Genomic DNA, 13,838 nt, shown 5'->3' with positions numbered 1-13,838 from the left:
GTCATTTGATTTTTAATCATAATCATCCACAGACCCTTTGATCTGTGTATACTCTTTATTTATACGCGTGATGCTCCTGAATATGTTCTTCTTTACATATTCGCAGTCCTTCTCGATCTCGCTTATCATCTTTTTGACAGCGCGGCGCTTCGAGACCTGCGAATTCGGGCAGGCGCACGTCTGCGGCGGGAAATCGCTCTCCCTGGCAAATTTGCGCATGGCGTTCTCCTCCACGTAGCATAAAGGGCGTATTATGGTAAGACGCCCCCCGAAGAGCTCCTGCCTGGGGTTCATCGCCGAGAATTCACCATGGTAGAATATATTGAGAAAGAGCGTTTCTATTATGTCATCCGCATGGTGGCCCAGCGCCACCTTATTGCAGCCTAACCTGTCAGCCGCCATGAAGAGTGCCTTCCTCCTGTTCCAGGAGCACCAGAAACATGATGTCGTCTTAGTATCTTTATCCAGTATCTTTATCTTTTCGAAATGGTACTGTACACCCATATCTTTAAAGAACTTCTTCAACCGCCCCGTATGGGCGCACCCCTTGCACCGGTGATCCGTCTCTACGTGCATAGCTATGAGTTCGTAGCTTACCGGCGCCCACTTCTTTCTCTCGTTAAGCAATTTCAACAGGGAAAGGCTGTCTTTCCCTCCCGATACGGCCACGAGGATCCTGTCCTTATCCTCCACCAGCTTATAGTCGGCTATCGCCCTCCCTATCCTGGTCGATATGTAATTACCGGTCCGCGTGAGCGGCCTCATGTCCCTATCCTGATGTTCTTCGTTATGCCTTCGAGTGTCGCTATGGCCGACAGGATAGCGAGCGCGCTCGTCTTCGGGTTTGCCGCCGAAGGCACATTCTCGGTCACCGTCCTGATGACCCCGCAGGACCCTCTTATCTCTACCTCGTGTATGTTCTTCGTGTAATCCGGAGACGTCACTATCCTGACTTCGGTCTTTTCCGCGCCTAGTCCGGCGAGGCTCAATACGGCCGATACGTTGACATTCTGCGGGAACCACCTTATAGCATCTTTTGCATTCCCTTCAAAGATGACCGTCTCTTCCTTTATGGAATCGATCTCTATGCCTTTCTCTTTCAGGTAAGGCGCCCCGGCCAGGCCTTTAAGCGGTTTCCTCGTAGTGAGGCGTACCGAATCTATCTTTCCGACGGAGGCGGACTTCAGGCCGTCTATACCGCATATGGCACCCGAGGGTATGTAGAGGCGGACCCCTTTCTTTGCGGCTTCTTTCAGCAACGGCTCTCTCCCTATAAGTCCGCCCACGCTCATTACCAGGAGGTCCTTCTCCGAGCGGACAGCCTTTTCGAGGATCTCCCCTGAAATTTTGGCGCTGGCGGCCTCTACGACCACATCGACCTTTTCAATGAGCCCGTCTATCCCCAAGATGGCCACCTTTCCGCCCAGGGTTTTTTGCAGGGCGCTCGCCTTCTCCCGGTCTATATCGCATATGGCGGTAAGCTCAATGGCACCATTCAATCTCAACAGGCAGGCCTTCGCTATCTCGCTTCCTATCGTCCCGCACCCGATGATTCCGATTTTGGGCTTGGACCGTGGACCATGGACTGTGGACTGTGGACTTTTCATCAATACCCCGCCAACGCCGCTTCCTTCTTCTCCCCCGTCACCTTGAGCATACGATCGAGCGCCTTCTTTGCCTTATCCCTTACCTCGTCGGATACCCTCACTTCATAGACGAGCATCTCGAGGCTGTGGGCCACCCAACCGAGCGTAATGAGTTTCATGTTGGCGCAGACGAGGTTCTGCGTAGGCAGGTAAAATCTCTTCCCGGGGTTGTCCTTCTGCAGTTTGTACAACATCCCGGATTCAGTGGCTATGACGAACTCTTCCGTCTTCGATGCCTTAACGTATTTGAACATCCCTCCGGTAGAACATATATGGTCCGAGAGCGCGAGGACCTCCGGGTTGCATTCCGGATGCGCTATAACCTCCGCTTTGGGGTAACGCTTCTTGGTATTTACGATATCCTCTTCCTGGACACGTATATGGGTCGGGCAGAACCCGTCCCAGAGTATTATCTCTTTTTCCGGGACCTGCGTCTGGACATACCTCCCCAGGTTCTTATCCGGCACGAATATGACCTGCCGTTCCGTCAGCGACCTCACCACTTCGATGGCGTTGCTCGAAGTACATGCTATGTCGCTCTCCGCCTTAACCTCAGCGCTTGAATTCACGTAACAGACGACGGCGGCAGACGGGTGCTCCCTCTTCTTGGCGCGCAGTTTCTCCGGCGTTATCATATCGGCCAGGGGACATCCGGCCTCCTGGACCGGCAGGAGGACCTTCTTATCCGGGTTCAGGATGGATGCGCTCTCTGCCATGAACCGGACCCCGCAGAAGACGATGACGTCCGCGTCCGTACGCACCGCTGCCTGCGACAAGGCGAGGCTGTCGCCGCTTATATCGGCGATCTCCTGTATCTCGTCGCGCTGGTAATTATGGGCTATGATGACGGCGTTCCGTTTCTTCTTGAGCTGCGCTATCTTCTTCTTCAGCGTTTCGTTGTATTTCAGATCGTCATTTTTAGTATATACCATGCTCTTCACCCTTTTATGATGATGTTGTCGATAAGCCGCGTTGTTCCGACGAAGACGGCGAGGGCAATAAGCGTTTCACCCGATATCGTCCTGACCTCGTTAAACTCTTTCGCGTCCACAATAGCCACGTAATCTATCTTCACTCCCGGTCTTGCCATTATCATGTCCCGTATCGTCCCGGATATCTTCTTCGCGTCCCTTTCGCCTTCCTTTATAAGACCTTCCGCCTTCCGGAGCGATTCGTACAATACGCCCGCGTCCTTCCGCTCGCCCTCCGAAAGGTAGACGTTCCTGGAGCTCATCGCAAGACCGTCTTTCTCCCTTATAGTGGGCAGGACCTTCACTTCGACGCCCATATTCAGGTCATCTGCCATCTTTTTGATGATCATGGCCTGCTGGGCGTCTTTTTGGCCGAAGTATGCGATATCCGGCTTTATTATGCCGAATAATTTTGTAACGACCGTGGCCACTCCCTTGAAGTGGCCCGGCCGTAAACCGCCGCAAAGTTTTTCGCTCAACCTCTCTACGGTGACATAAGTCGCGTATCCTGCGGGGTACATCTCCTTCACCGACGGGTAAAACAGGATATCCACGCCGGCGCTCCCCGCAAGCTCTTCGTCGCGCTTGAGATCGCGCGGGTATCTGTCAAAATCTTCGCCCGGGCCGAATTGCGCCGGATTTACGAATATGCTCATCACCACTATATCGGTGTGCTTGCGGGCGGTCTTTGCCAGGCTGAGGTGCCCTTCATGCAGATACCCCATCGTCGGTACAAATCCGACGGACTTGCCTTCCTTCCTCATCATCTTGGAAAGGGTCATCATCCTTGAGACGCTGTTGACTGTCTTCATCTTGTCTTACCCAGCTCCCGCAGCCCCTTAAGCACAAAATCCCTCTCCCGGATCTTCGGGTGGGGTATTATCAGACTGCGCATATATACCTTCTCGTCTCCGTAATACAGTATGTCCAGGTCGATCGTCCTGGGGCCGTTCCTGACGCTCCTTGTGCGGCCAAGTCCCTTTTCGATAGCGTTAAGCCTCCCGAGCAGCTCCATGGGCGCGAGGTCCGTCTCTATCTCGAGGACACCGTTCAGGAATCTCCCCTGCGGGATATCGCTTATAGGGTCCGTCTCGTATATTGACGATACGCGCTTCACCTTTATCTCGCGGTCTTTCCGCAATTCCTCTATAGCGGTATCGATATGCCTGCGCCTGTCACCCAGGTTCGAGCCGATGCCTATGTAGCAGAGTACCATTCTAGAGAAGCCTCTTTTTGATCCGTTCGACCGCCTCTTTTATGCGCCTCTTGTCTACGGTGACGACCATCCTGATATACCCTTCGCCGTGTGCGCCGAAACCGTTGCCCGGAGTGGCGACGATATCGGCCTTCTCCAGAAGCGCCTGCGCAAGGGTAGCCGATGTGTAGCGCGGCAGGACCTTGGCCCATACGTAGAAAGTGGCCTTCGGCTTCCTGACATTCCAGCCTATGCCGTTGAGCCCGTCAACGAGTATATCCCGTCTCTCTTCGTATATCTTTATGACGGAATTGATATGCCTGTCGTAATTATTCAGGGCCGCGATACCTGCCATCTGTATCGCGGAGAATACGCCGGAATCTATGTTCGCCTTTACCTTCGCCAGTCCCTCGATAAGCTGCGGATTGCCGCACGCGAAACCTATCCGCCAGCCGGTCATATTGAACGTTTTCGAGAGCGAATGGAATTCTACGGCCACTTCCCTGGCGCCGTCGATCTCAAATATGCTCGGAGGACGGAAACCGTCGAAGGCGATCTCCGAGTACGCGGCGTCGTGGCAGACGATTATATTATGCTTCAACGCGAAACCGACGACCTCTTTCAGGAAGGCCTTATCGCACACGGCTGCCGTCGGGTTATTGGGATAATTTATGAATAGCATCCTGACCCTGTTGAGGATGTGATGGTTGACGGCCTTCAGGTCCGGGAGGAAATCGTTCTTCTCTTCGAGCGGCATCGGAACGACATCGCCGCCTGCGAATATCGTCCCCGACCGGTACGGGGGGTAACAGGGATCGGGCACGAGGACCGTGTCGCCGGGGTTTACGAAGGCAAGCGGTATATGCGCTATGCCCTCTTTAGAGCCTATCAACGGATGTATCTCGCGTTCTATGTCCATAGATACGCCGAACCGCTTCCTGTACCAATTTGCGACCGCCTGCCGGAACTCCGGCATACCCTGGTCCAGGGCATAGCGGTGCGTCCTTGGGTCGCGCGCCGCCTTTTGGAGCGCGTCTATGATGAACCTGGGCGTCGGGATGTCCGGGTCGCCGATGCCGAGGTCGATAACGTCACGCCCCTCATCCCGCGCCTTCTTCTTCGCCTTATCTATCTCGACGAATAGATACGGCGGCAGCTTCTTCAACCGCTCTGATTTCTCAATTCGGATCATATCCGCCTTTCAATGAAAATTTTCAAAGCCCCAGCACTTCCTTCATAGTGAACAACCCGTGACCTTTCGTGACGACGAACTTAACCGCTGCCAGCGCCCCTTTCACGAGTATATCGCGCGTCTTGGCGCTATGGGTGATCTCTATCACATCGAAGGGGCTGTCGAATGTGATCGTGTGCTCTCCTACGATATCGCCCTCGCGTACCGATTCTATCGGCACTTTGACATCGCCCTTCTCCTCTTTTACGATCTTCGCCATCTCCTTCGCAGTCCCGCTGGGCGCATCCTTCTTCTGGGCATGATGGGCTTCTATTATCTCTACGCTGTAATCCGGGCCCAGTATCCTTGAGGCATCGCGCACCATCTTGAAGAGGAGATTGACGCCTATGGACATATTCGGCGAAAAGACGACCGGTATCTTTGCGGCTGCCTCTTCTATCTTTGCCTTTTGCTCTTCGGAAAGCCCGGTAGTCCCAATGACGATAGCCTTCTTATGTTTTTTACATAATTCCAGGTGCTCTATCGTAGCGTCCGGGGCGGTGAACTCTACCAGACAATCACACAGTTCTATCATCGGCTCCGGCTCGTCCCCGATGTCGAATTCTCCGGCGACCTCGAAAGCATCATCGTCCCTGGCAAGTTCTACGATCCTCGAACCCATCTTTCCCTTCGCGCCGCTCACGCATATCTTTATCACGTTAAGCTCCTCTTCTATATCAGCCTGTACGCTTTCAACTCCCTGACCAGTTTCTCCCTGTTCTCCGGGAGCATCTCGCATAGCGGAAGGCGCATCTCGGGATCTATCATCTTCATCAGCCCCATCGCCGTCTTGACGGGTATGGGGTTCGTCTCGATGAACATCGCCTTTACAAGCGGCAGCATCTTATAATGGAGGGCCTCGGCCTCTCCGGTGTCGCCCTTTTCGTACGCGCCGCACATCTGTGCCACATCACGCGGGATTATATTCGATACGACGGATATTATCCCCACTCCGCCTATCGACATTACGGGGAGCGTGAGAGCATCATCTCCGGATATCAGCAGGAACTCCCCGGGACAAAGCTTCCTTATCCTGGACATCTGCTCAAGGCTCCCGCTCGCTTCCTTCACCCCCGCTATATTTTTGACCTCGGCAAGGCGCGCCATCGTCTCCGGTTCGATGTTCACCCCGGTGCGCGAAGCGATGTTATAAAGTATTATCGGGATATTGACCGCCTCCGCTACCGCCTTGAAATGGAGGTAGAGCCCCTTCTGGGTAGGCCTGTTGTAATACGGGCTCACCTGAAGGGAGGCGTCGGCGCCGGCCTTCTCGGCGTGTCTTGTAAGCATGATCGCTTCCTCGGTAGAGTTGGAACCCGTGCCGGCTATGACGGGGATCCTGCCGCGGGCGAATTTTATCGTAAGCTCTATGACCCTGTCATGTTCGTCATACGAAAGCGTGGCCGACTCCCCGGTCGTGCCGCACGGGACGAGCGCCGTGGTACCGTTCTTTATATGGAATTCGACCAGCTTTCCCAGCGCCTTTTCGTCTATCTTTCCGCCCCGGAAAGGCGTAACGAGCGCCACCATGGAACCCCTGAAGACGTTTCTGTTGTTTTTCATATCTTTATCTTCCCTTCATATACCAGCTGAGCCCTGCCTTCCAGGTAGACGTTCGTGAAAACCCTTTCCACTATCTCAAAATAGACGTTCAATCTCTCTCCGCTCTTCGTCTCGACGATGACAGGCGAGGATATCTTCTCGGCCTCCGCCGATATGATCGCGCTTGCCACCGCCCCCGTACCGCAGGCAAGCGTTTCATCCTCTACGCCCCTCTCGTATGTCCTCACCTTTATCCTGTTCCCGCGGACTATCTCGACGAAATCGACATTCGATCCGTAGGGAGAGAACTCTTTATGATATCTCATATCGGAACCAAGGCTCTTTACATCGACCCCGTCCGCATCTTTGACAAAATGCACGGCATGAGGAACCCCCGTATTCACGAAATTGACCTGGTAGGGGCATTCGTGTATCGTCAGGCACAGATTCCATTTTATATCTTTAGGGTCCGACAACCTTACCTTGACCGTATCCTTCTTTACATACGCCTTTAATACCCCTGCCAGCGTCTCTATGCCCATCTCCGTCCCCGCTATCTTCTTCGTAGCGGCATAAAGCGCTATGCACCGCGAACCGTTGCCGCACATCTCGGCCTCGGATCCGTCCGGGTTGAATATGCGCATCTTAAAATCGGCCTTTTTAGAGCGCTCCACCAGGAGCAGACCATCTGCGCCGACGGACCACCTCCTGTCGCACAACTTCTTCGCCAGGTCCGATACCCTATGCCCTATACCCGATACCCTATTATCTATTATTATAAAGTCATTGCCCGTAGCAACGGCCTTAGTGAACCCGATCGTCTTCATTGAGCATCCTTTACGGGGGCCGTGGGGGCCATATACCGCCTGTCAAGCTCCGCCGTTATCTCCCTCTCCATATGGCGCAGTTCCTTCATCCTCCCTTTTATCCGCGCATCAGCTTGAGGGTTCAGCAGGTCCGACCTGACACGGCCGTCTATTGCGAACCCGGTCTCCTCTATCATCCCTACGTTGATCATTACATCAGGCGGTTCTGTCTTAAGATAATCGTTCTCCGCCTTGAGGTCGACCATCTCTGACTTAGCGGCGTCCAGCCTCTTCTCGAGCTCTTCAGTAGAAAGAGACGCGAACTCCGACCTGCCAGGGGACGGTCTCCCTTCCTCGGCCGATAAGGGGATATCCTCTGCGGCACAAGTGACCGAAAAGACGGCCGCTATGGCTACAACCGGAAGAAGAACGGCCCTTATCATTTCAACTCCTTCGGTATATGTTCCCCGCGGACGAGATCCTTATACTCTTCGCGCCGCCTTATGACATGGAACCTTTTCCCCGTGACCAGCACTTCGACTGCCCTGGGCCTCGAATTGTAGTTGCTGGACATCGTGAACCCGTAGGCGCCGGCGCCCATGACCGCGAGGAGGTCTCCCCTCCTGATAAGCGGAAGATGCCGCTCTTTCCCCAGGAAATCACCGCTCTCGCATATCGGGCCGACGACGTCCACCTTCTCGGCTTCCCCTGAGCTGTATTCGTTGACGCTCACAGGGACGATCTTGTGGTAGGCCTCGTAGAGGCTGGGCCGGATGAGGTCGCTCATGCCGCTGTCGACTATTATGAACTTTTTCCTGGGCGTACGCTTTGTGTACAGGACTTTCGTGACCAGTATACCGCTATTCCCCGAGATGAACCTTCCCGGCTCCAGGATTATCCTGAGCCCCGACTTCTTAAGCATGGGCAGGACCTTCTCGGCAAAACTCTTTGCGGTCTGGGGATGCTCCAGCGAATATACTATGCCGAGCCCCCCTCCTATATTCATATATTCAACGGAAATTTTGCAGCGGGCCAAGAACTCGAGCACCTTTTTTATCGCGTTCTGGAACGGGAGCGCATCCAGCACTTGAGAACCTATATGTATATGGACGCCCTTTATGTTCAGGTTGGGATATCGCCACCGCGAATTGAATATCTTGTGGACCGTCTCAAAATCGAGGCCGAATTTCGTTTCACCCTTGCCTGTGGTTATATAGACATGTGTCTTTGGCACCACGTCGGGATTTATCCTGATCGCCACGTTCACCTTTTTATTCAGGGAGCGCGCGACGCGCTGTATCTCATCCAGCTCCTCTTCCGACTCCACATTGAAGAAGAGTATGCCAAGCCGCACCGCATCCTCTATCTCATCCGGCCTCTTTCCGACGCCCGCGTACACGATCTTACGCGGGTCGGCGCCCGCAAGGCGCGCCCTGTAAAGCTCACCGCCGGACACTATGTCCAGGCCTGCGCCTGCCTTCACCAGTGCCCGCAGTATGGCTATATTGGAATTTGACTTGACCGAGAAACATATGAGGGGCCCTATGGGCCTGAAGGCGTTCTTAAGCTTCCTGTAATGGTCTATGAGCGTCTTCCGGCTGTACAGCCAGAAAGGCGTCGACACCTTCTCGGAGATATCGCGGACCTTCACCCCTTCGCAATAGAGCTCGTTATCTTTAAAAGTAAAATCGTGCATCGGCAGTTTTAAGCTTCGCCTCTTCAGCTTCTCCTTATCGATCTCTTCGATCTGACCGAAAATTCCGGGTCAAACCTTTTGACGATCTCTCTCTTCGATACTTTCGGAGAGAGCTTCTTCCTGAGCAGGTCTTCAGGCATCTTCTTTACATCGATCCCGCTCGAAATGGAATATTTTATAAGCTCACCTACCAGCGTATGGGCTTTGGCAAAAGGGACCCCGAGGTCCACAAGATAATAGACGATATCCGTAGCATACAGGGATTCGTCCCTGAGATGCCCGGCGACCTTCTCTTCGTTGAACCTGAGCGTCCTGACGATACGCGAGGCGATCTTCAATTCGGAGGAGACTATCTCAAGGGAGTCGAATAGCGGCTCCTTATCGAGCTGCATATCCCGGTTGTAGGACAGGGGAAGCCCCTTCATGGTAACGAGGACGCTGACGAGGTTCCCGTAAAGCCTCCCCGCCGATCCTCTTATCAGTTCGAGCGCGTCAGGATTTTTCTTCTGCGGCATGAGCGAGCTGCCGGTGCAGAACGCCTCGTCTATCTCTATGAAATCGAACTCTTTCGTAGCCCATATTATCAGATCTTCGGCAAGCCGCGAAAGATGCATCCCCAGTATGGCAAGGGCGCTCAATGTCTCTATGACGAAATCCCTGTCGCTTACGGCATCTATCGAATTGGCGGTGGCGAACTTTCCGTAGCAGGATGCCTTTATCGGTGTCCCCGCCATGGCGCCGGCGCCCATCGTCGGTTTTATATTATCGCAGATATGCTCCAGCCTTTTATCGTCTCTCTTCGTCATGTTGATATAGGCCATCAGGTAATTCTTAAGGTAAACCGGCTGGGCATGCTGCATATGCGTGAAGCCGGGTATTATGAGCCCCCTGTACTTGTCGCCCAGAGAGCAAAGCGATACGCCCAGGGCCGCTATCTCTATCCCTATCTTTGAGAGCGCTTCCTTGGTATACATCTTTGCGGCAAAGACCACCTGGTCGTTCCTCGATCTGGCCGTATGAAGCTTAAGGGCCAGGTCGCCTACCTTCTTCCCGAGCGCGTTCTGTATGTTCGTATGCACATCCTCATTCGTGCGGTCAAACTTAAAGACCCCGTTCTCGATATCCTCCAGGATAGAGCTCAGGGCGCCGGTCATCTTATACGCCTCGGCCGGCGTGATCATGCCGCAGCTCTTCAGTATCCGCACATGTTCTATGGAACCCAGGACGTCGTACCTGGCAAGCTTATGATCGTACTGTATGGATCTCGAGAACTTCTCTACGAGAGGATCGGTCTTCTTCGCAAATCTTCCACCCCATAGTTTCTTAGACATACGCACCTCGTTATCTTACGTTGACCCCAAACTCCTAACTCCAAACTCCCAACCTATGTCCTCTTTCCGTATAATCCTTTATACGGCAGTCCCCATAACTCGATGAACCCTTTCGCCAGGGACTGATCGAACTTATCGCCCTTCTCGTATGTCGCCAGCTCTTTCTTATACAGCGAGTCCGGTGACTTTCTTCCGGCGACGACGCAATTCCCCTTATGGAGTTTCAACCGCACCGTGCCGTTGACATGCTTTTGAGTATCCTCGATGAATTTATCGAGCGCCTCTTTTAAGGGCGTATACCAGAGCCCGTAATATACCAGCTCCGCGTATTTTAGCGCCACCTGGTCCTTGAAATGCAGCAGCTCCCTGTCGAGGACCAGGCCTTCCAGGGCCCTGTGGGCGGTAAGGAGCGCCCATGCAGCCGGCGCTTCGTATATCTCCCGCGACTTTATGCCTACGAGCCGGTTCTCCATCATATCGCTCCTGCCGATGCCGTTTTCACCGGCCATCTTCGAGAGCTTCAGTATCAGGGAGGTCCCGTCCATCGTCTTACCGTCGAGCTTCACCGGCACGCCGCCCCTGAAATCCACCTCCACATAGGCAGGCTCCGCCGGCGCCTTATCTATTCCTTTCGTAAGTTGATATATATCTTCGTCAGGCTCGTAATAAGGATCTTCCAACTTCCCACTTTCAATCGATATTCCCCAAAGATTAACATCAAGCGAGTATGGCTTTTTCTTTGTTGCGTCAATGGGGATATTATTCTTCTTTGCATACTCTATCTCTTCTTCCCTCGTCTTCAATTCCCATTCCCTTACCGGCGCCATGATGCTCAATTTCGGGTTGAGCGCGCCTATGGATACTTCAAATCGCACCTGGTCATTCCCCTTCCCCGTACAACCGTGCGCTACAAAACCGGCCTTCTCCCTTTCGGCCGTCTTCACCAGGCCCCTGGCTATGATCGGCCTGGAAAGCGCGGTGGCCAGGAGATACCCTCCCTCATATACCGCATCGGCCTTCAGCGACTTGAAGACAAAGTCCTCTACGAACTCTTTCTTCAGGTCCTCCACCACCGCCTTCGCGGCCCCCGTAGCAATGGCCCTCTTCTTATACGTCTCGAAGTCCGACTCCTGGCCCACGTCCGCCATATATGCGATGACTTCGTAGCCCTTCTTTGCAAGCCACTTTATTATCACCGACGTATCGAGTCCGCCTGAATATGCTAATACTACTTTCTTACCCATGAATAGCTCCTTTTGACCCTTACTATGCCAATAAGCTCAGTAATATCGCCTTCTCCGCATGCATCCTGTTCTCGGCCTGATCGTATACGACCGAACCCTTCGAATCGATCACATCATCCGTTATCTCGACCCCCCTGTGAGCGGGAAGGCAGTGCATCACGAGACACCCCTTCTTCGCCTTCTTTATAAGGGAGCCGTTGACCTGGAAACCCTTAAAGGCCTTTGCCCGTTTTGCCGTCTCCTTCTCCTGCCCCATGCTCACCCATACGTCCGTGTAGACGACGTCGGCCCCTTTGACCGCCGAGGCGGGATCGTTGTGCAATTCCAGCGATGAACCGGACTCTTTTGCCATCCTCCTGGCACGATCCACCAGCGGTTTTGGCGGTTCATATCCCTTCGGCGTAGCTATCGCGATCTCCAGGCCGGCCTTGGCTGCGGCGCACATAAGCGAATTGAGCACGTTGTTCCCGTCTCCTATGTAAGCGAGCCGCACCCCTTTGAAAGTGCCGAACTTCTCCTTTACCGTAAATATGTCGCTTATGGCCTGGCACGGGTGCGCTATATCGCTCAACCCGTTGATCACAGGCACCCTTGCGTGCCTTGCGAGGTCCAGGACGTCCTGGTGTCTGTACGTCCTGGCCACCATCCCGTCCAGATACCGCGAGAGGACGCATGCGACATCCTTGACCGCCTCCCGCTTCCCCATATCTATCTCGCTGGGTCCAAGGTAGATCGCGTAACCGCCCAGTTGGACCATGCCTATCTCGAACGAGACCCTTGTCCTGTTTGATGGTTTCTGGAATATCAGGCCTATGCACTTTCCTTTAAGGGCGTCTGAATATGATGCCCTGTCGGCCTTTACCTTTGCCGTCAACTCCAGGATGCCCAGCATATCTTCTGCCGTCAGATCGCTTATCGATAGCAGGTCTTTCTTCACACCGCACCTTCTTTCATCATTTAAAGCCGGGAGAATACCCTGTCCAGTATGCCTATGGCCCTGTCGATCTCCGTCTTCTTCACCGTGATAGGCGGCATGATCCTCAAGACGGTCTCCTGCGTGCTGTTTATCAGGAGGCCTTCCTTAAGACAGGCCTTGTATACATCGTCGCCTTTTGCGTGAAGTTCTACTCCTACCACCAGCGCCATGTTCCTCACTTCTTTTATTACCCTGTATTTGGACTTCAACGCCAGGAGCCGCTTCTTAAGATAAGCGCCCATGGCGTTGGCGTTCTGTATCAGTCGCTCTTTCTTTATGGCATCGAATACCGCGAGCGCCGCTGCCGCGACGATCGGCGAGCCGCCGAACGTAGAGGCATGCGTCCCGGGAGTCAATACATCCTGGAACTTCTTCCGGGCCACGCATACGCCTATGGGCAGGCCGCCTCCCAGGGCCTTCGCGAGCGTCATCACATCGGGCGTGATACCATAATTCTGGTATGCGAACATCTTACCGGTGCGCCCCATGCCTGTCTGGACTTCGTCGAATATCAGTATGATATCCCTTTCGTCGCATATCTTTCTCAGACCCCTGATATACTCTTTCCCGGCGATGTTGATGCCTCCTTCGCACTGTATCGGCTCAAGCATTATCGCTATCGTCTTATCGGTGATCGCCTGTTCTACCGCTTCAAGGTCGTTGAACGGGATATGGATAAAGCCCTGCGGAAGCGGCTCAAACCCGTGCTTCACCTTGTCCTGCCCGGTCGCGGTTATCATGGCCAGCGTCCTTCCGTGGAAGGACTTCGTCATCGTTATTACCTCGAACCTGCCCTTATCGTGGCCGTACTTCCTCGCGAGCTTCACCGCGGCCTCGTTGGCCTCCGCCCCGGAATTCGCGAAGAAGACCTTCCCGGGGAACGAATTCTTTATTATCGCCTCGGCAAGCTTCGCCTGCATCCCGCTATAATAGTTATTGGAGACGTGCAGGATCTTCTTCGCCTGGCCCTCTATCGCCTTGACGACTTTCGGATGGCAATGGCCTGTGCCCGATACTGCCCAACCCGGGAAGAAGTCGAGGTACTCTCTCCCGTCGATATCCCAGACCCTGGCGCCCTTTGCCTTCTCGAGACACAAAGGCACCCTCTTGTATGTGTCCATGATGTACTTGTCGTACACATGAACGACCTTCGCCGTCTTATTCATCTTTTATCCTTTACTATTTCTTAGGTTTCTTCTT

General features: G+C 53.8%; 15 protein-coding genes. All 15 read right to left on the bottom strand.

Going from position 1 to position 13,838, the window contains the following annotated elements; translation table 11 throughout:
* Positions 1–12 precede the first annotated feature (12 nt).
* From WC515_02865 to WC515_02795, 15 genes are read right to left on the bottom strand one after another with little or no spacing between them, the layout of a single operon-like run.
* A complete protein-coding gene (locus WC515_02865) occupies positions 13–765 on the bottom strand; it encodes an ATP-binding protein (GenBank protein ID MFA5146305.1) in 753 nt (250 codons plus the stop codon).
* On the bottom strand, positions 762–1,607 hold the full coding sequence (locus WC515_02860; protein MFA5146304.1) for an aspartate dehydrogenase: 846 nt from the start codon (positions 1,605–1,607) through the stop codon (positions 762–764). The genes WC515_02865 and WC515_02860 overlap by 4 nt, the downstream gene beginning before the upstream one ends.
* Positions 1,607–2,578 carry a quinolinate synthase NadA gene (gene nadA / locus WC515_02855; protein ID MFA5146303.1) on the bottom strand — a complete coding sequence of 324 codons (972 nt, stop codon included), beginning with the start codon at positions 2,576–2,578 and terminating at the stop codon, positions 1,607–1,609. The genes WC515_02860 and nadA overlap by 1 nt, the downstream gene beginning before the upstream one ends.
* A 5-nt stretch (positions 2,579–2,583) precedes the next feature.
* Entirely contained in the window at positions 2,584–3,429 is an 846-nt protein-coding gene (gene panC, locus WC515_02850; protein MFA5146302.1) for a pantoate--beta-alanine ligase, read from the bottom strand.
* Positions 3,426–3,833: a 2-amino-4-hydroxy-6-hydroxymethyldihydropteridine diphosphokinase gene (gene folK, locus WC515_02845; protein ID MFA5146301.1), complete on the bottom strand. Its 408-nt coding sequence runs from the start codon at positions 3,831–3,833 to the stop codon at positions 3,426–3,428. The genes panC and folK overlap by 4 nt, the downstream gene beginning before the upstream one ends.
* A 1-nt stretch (position 3,834) precedes the next feature.
* Positions 3,835–5,004, bottom strand: coding sequence for an LL-diaminopimelate aminotransferase (locus WC515_02840; GenBank protein ID MFA5146300.1), 1,170 nt, complete (start codon positions 5,002–5,004; stop codon positions 3,835–3,837).
* A 22-nt stretch (positions 5,005–5,026) separates the two neighbouring features.
* Entirely contained in the window at positions 5,027–5,701 is a 675-nt protein-coding gene (gene dapB, locus WC515_02835; GenBank protein MFA5146299.1) for a 4-hydroxy-tetrahydrodipicolinate reductase, read from the bottom strand.
* 14 nt (positions 5,702–5,715) lie between these two features.
* On the bottom strand, positions 5,716–6,606 hold the full coding sequence (gene dapA / locus WC515_02830) for a 4-hydroxy-tetrahydrodipicolinate synthase (protein ID MFA5146298.1): 891 nt from the start codon (positions 6,604–6,606) through the stop codon (positions 5,716–5,718).
* Positions 6,603–7,412, bottom strand: a complete 810-nt coding sequence (dapF, locus tag WC515_02825; protein ID MFA5146297.1) for a diaminopimelate epimerase — start codon at positions 7,410–7,412, stop codon at positions 6,603–6,605. Before dapF ends, dapA begins: the two co-directional genes overlap by 4 nt.
* A complete protein-coding gene (locus WC515_02820; GenBank protein ID MFA5146296.1) occupies positions 7,409–7,834 on the bottom strand; it encodes a hypothetical protein in 426 nt (141 codons plus the stop codon). The genes dapF and WC515_02820 overlap by 4 nt, the downstream gene beginning before the upstream one ends.
* On the bottom strand, positions 7,831–9,087 hold the full coding sequence (gene lysA, locus WC515_02815; protein ID MFA5146295.1) for a diaminopimelate decarboxylase: 1,257 nt from the start codon (positions 9,085–9,087) through the stop codon (positions 7,831–7,833). Before lysA ends, WC515_02820 begins: the two co-directional genes overlap by 4 nt.
* 23 nt (positions 9,088–9,110) lie before the next feature.
* Positions 9,111–10,418, bottom strand: coding sequence for an argininosuccinate lyase (gene argH / locus WC515_02810; protein ID MFA5146294.1), 1,308 nt, complete (start codon positions 10,416–10,418; stop codon positions 9,111–9,113).
* Positions 10,419–10,471: 53 nt separating this feature from the next.
* Positions 10,472–11,662 (bottom strand): argininosuccinate synthase, encoded by a 1,191-nt coding sequence (locus WC515_02805; protein MFA5146293.1) that lies wholly within the window; start codon positions 11,660–11,662, stop codon positions 10,472–10,474.
* A 22-nt stretch (positions 11,663–11,684) separates the two neighbouring features.
* Positions 11,685–12,599, bottom strand: coding sequence for an ornithine carbamoyltransferase (gene argF, locus WC515_02800; protein ID MFA5146292.1), 915 nt, complete (start codon positions 12,597–12,599; stop codon positions 11,685–11,687).
* 20 nt (positions 12,600–12,619) lie between these two features.
* Entirely contained in the window at positions 12,620–13,804 is a 1,185-nt protein-coding gene (locus tag WC515_02795) for an aspartate aminotransferase family protein (GenBank protein ID MFA5146291.1), read from the bottom strand.
* Between the last annotated feature and the right edge of the window lie 34 nt (positions 13,805–13,838).

The organism is Candidatus Omnitrophota bacterium, from assembly GCA_041650805.1.
In the GTDB taxonomy this organism is placed as follows: Bacteria; Omnitrophota; Gorgyraeia; order 2-01-FULL-45-10; family 2-01-FULL-45-10; genus JBAZKM01.
This window is presented reverse-complemented; position numbering and strand designations above follow the sequence as displayed.

Coding starts and splice junctions, on each gene's coding strand:
- WC515_02865 (MFA5146305.1), bottom strand. CDS start 765: ATGAGGCCGCTCACGCGGACCGGTAATTACATATCGACCAGGATAGGG.
- WC515_02860 (MFA5146304.1), bottom strand. CDS start 1,607: ATGAAAAGTCCACAGTCCACAGTCCATGGTCCACGGTCCAAGCCCAAA.
- nadA (MFA5146303.1), bottom strand. CDS start 2,578: ATGGTATATACTAAAAATGACGATCTGAAATACAACGAAACGCTGAAG.
- panC (MFA5146302.1), bottom strand. CDS start 3,429: ATGAAGACAGTCAACAGCGTCTCAAGGATGATGACCCTTTCCAAGATG.
- folK (MFA5146301.1), bottom strand. CDS start 3,833: ATGGTACTCTGCTACATAGGCATCGGCTCGAACCTGGGTGACAGGCGC.
- WC515_02840 (MFA5146300.1), bottom strand. CDS start 5,004: ATGATCCGAATTGAGAAATCAGAGCGGTTGAAGAAGCTGCCGCCGTAT.
- dapA (MFA5146298.1), bottom strand. CDS start 6,606: ATGAAAAACAACAGAAACGTCTTCAGGGGTTCCATGGTGGCGCTCGTT.
- dapF (MFA5146297.1), bottom strand. CDS start 7,412: ATGAAGACGATCGGGTTCACTAAGGCCGTTGCTACGGGCAATGACTTT.
- WC515_02820 (MFA5146296.1), bottom strand. CDS start 7,834: ATGATAAGGGCCGTTCTTCTTCCGGTTGTAGCCATAGCGGCCGTCTTT.
- lysA (MFA5146295.1), bottom strand. CDS start 9,087: ATGCACGATTTTACTTTTAAAGATAACGAGCTCTATTGCGAAGGGGTG.
- argH (MFA5146294.1), bottom strand. CDS start 10,418: ATGTCTAAGAAACTATGGGGTGGAAGATTTGCGAAGAAGACCGATCCT.
- WC515_02805 (MFA5146293.1), bottom strand. CDS start 11,662: ATGGGTAAGAAAGTAGTATTAGCATATTCAGGCGGACTCGATACGTCG.
- WC515_02795 (MFA5146291.1), bottom strand. CDS start 13,804: ATGAATAAGACGGCGAAGGTCGTTCATGTGTACGACAAGTACATCATG.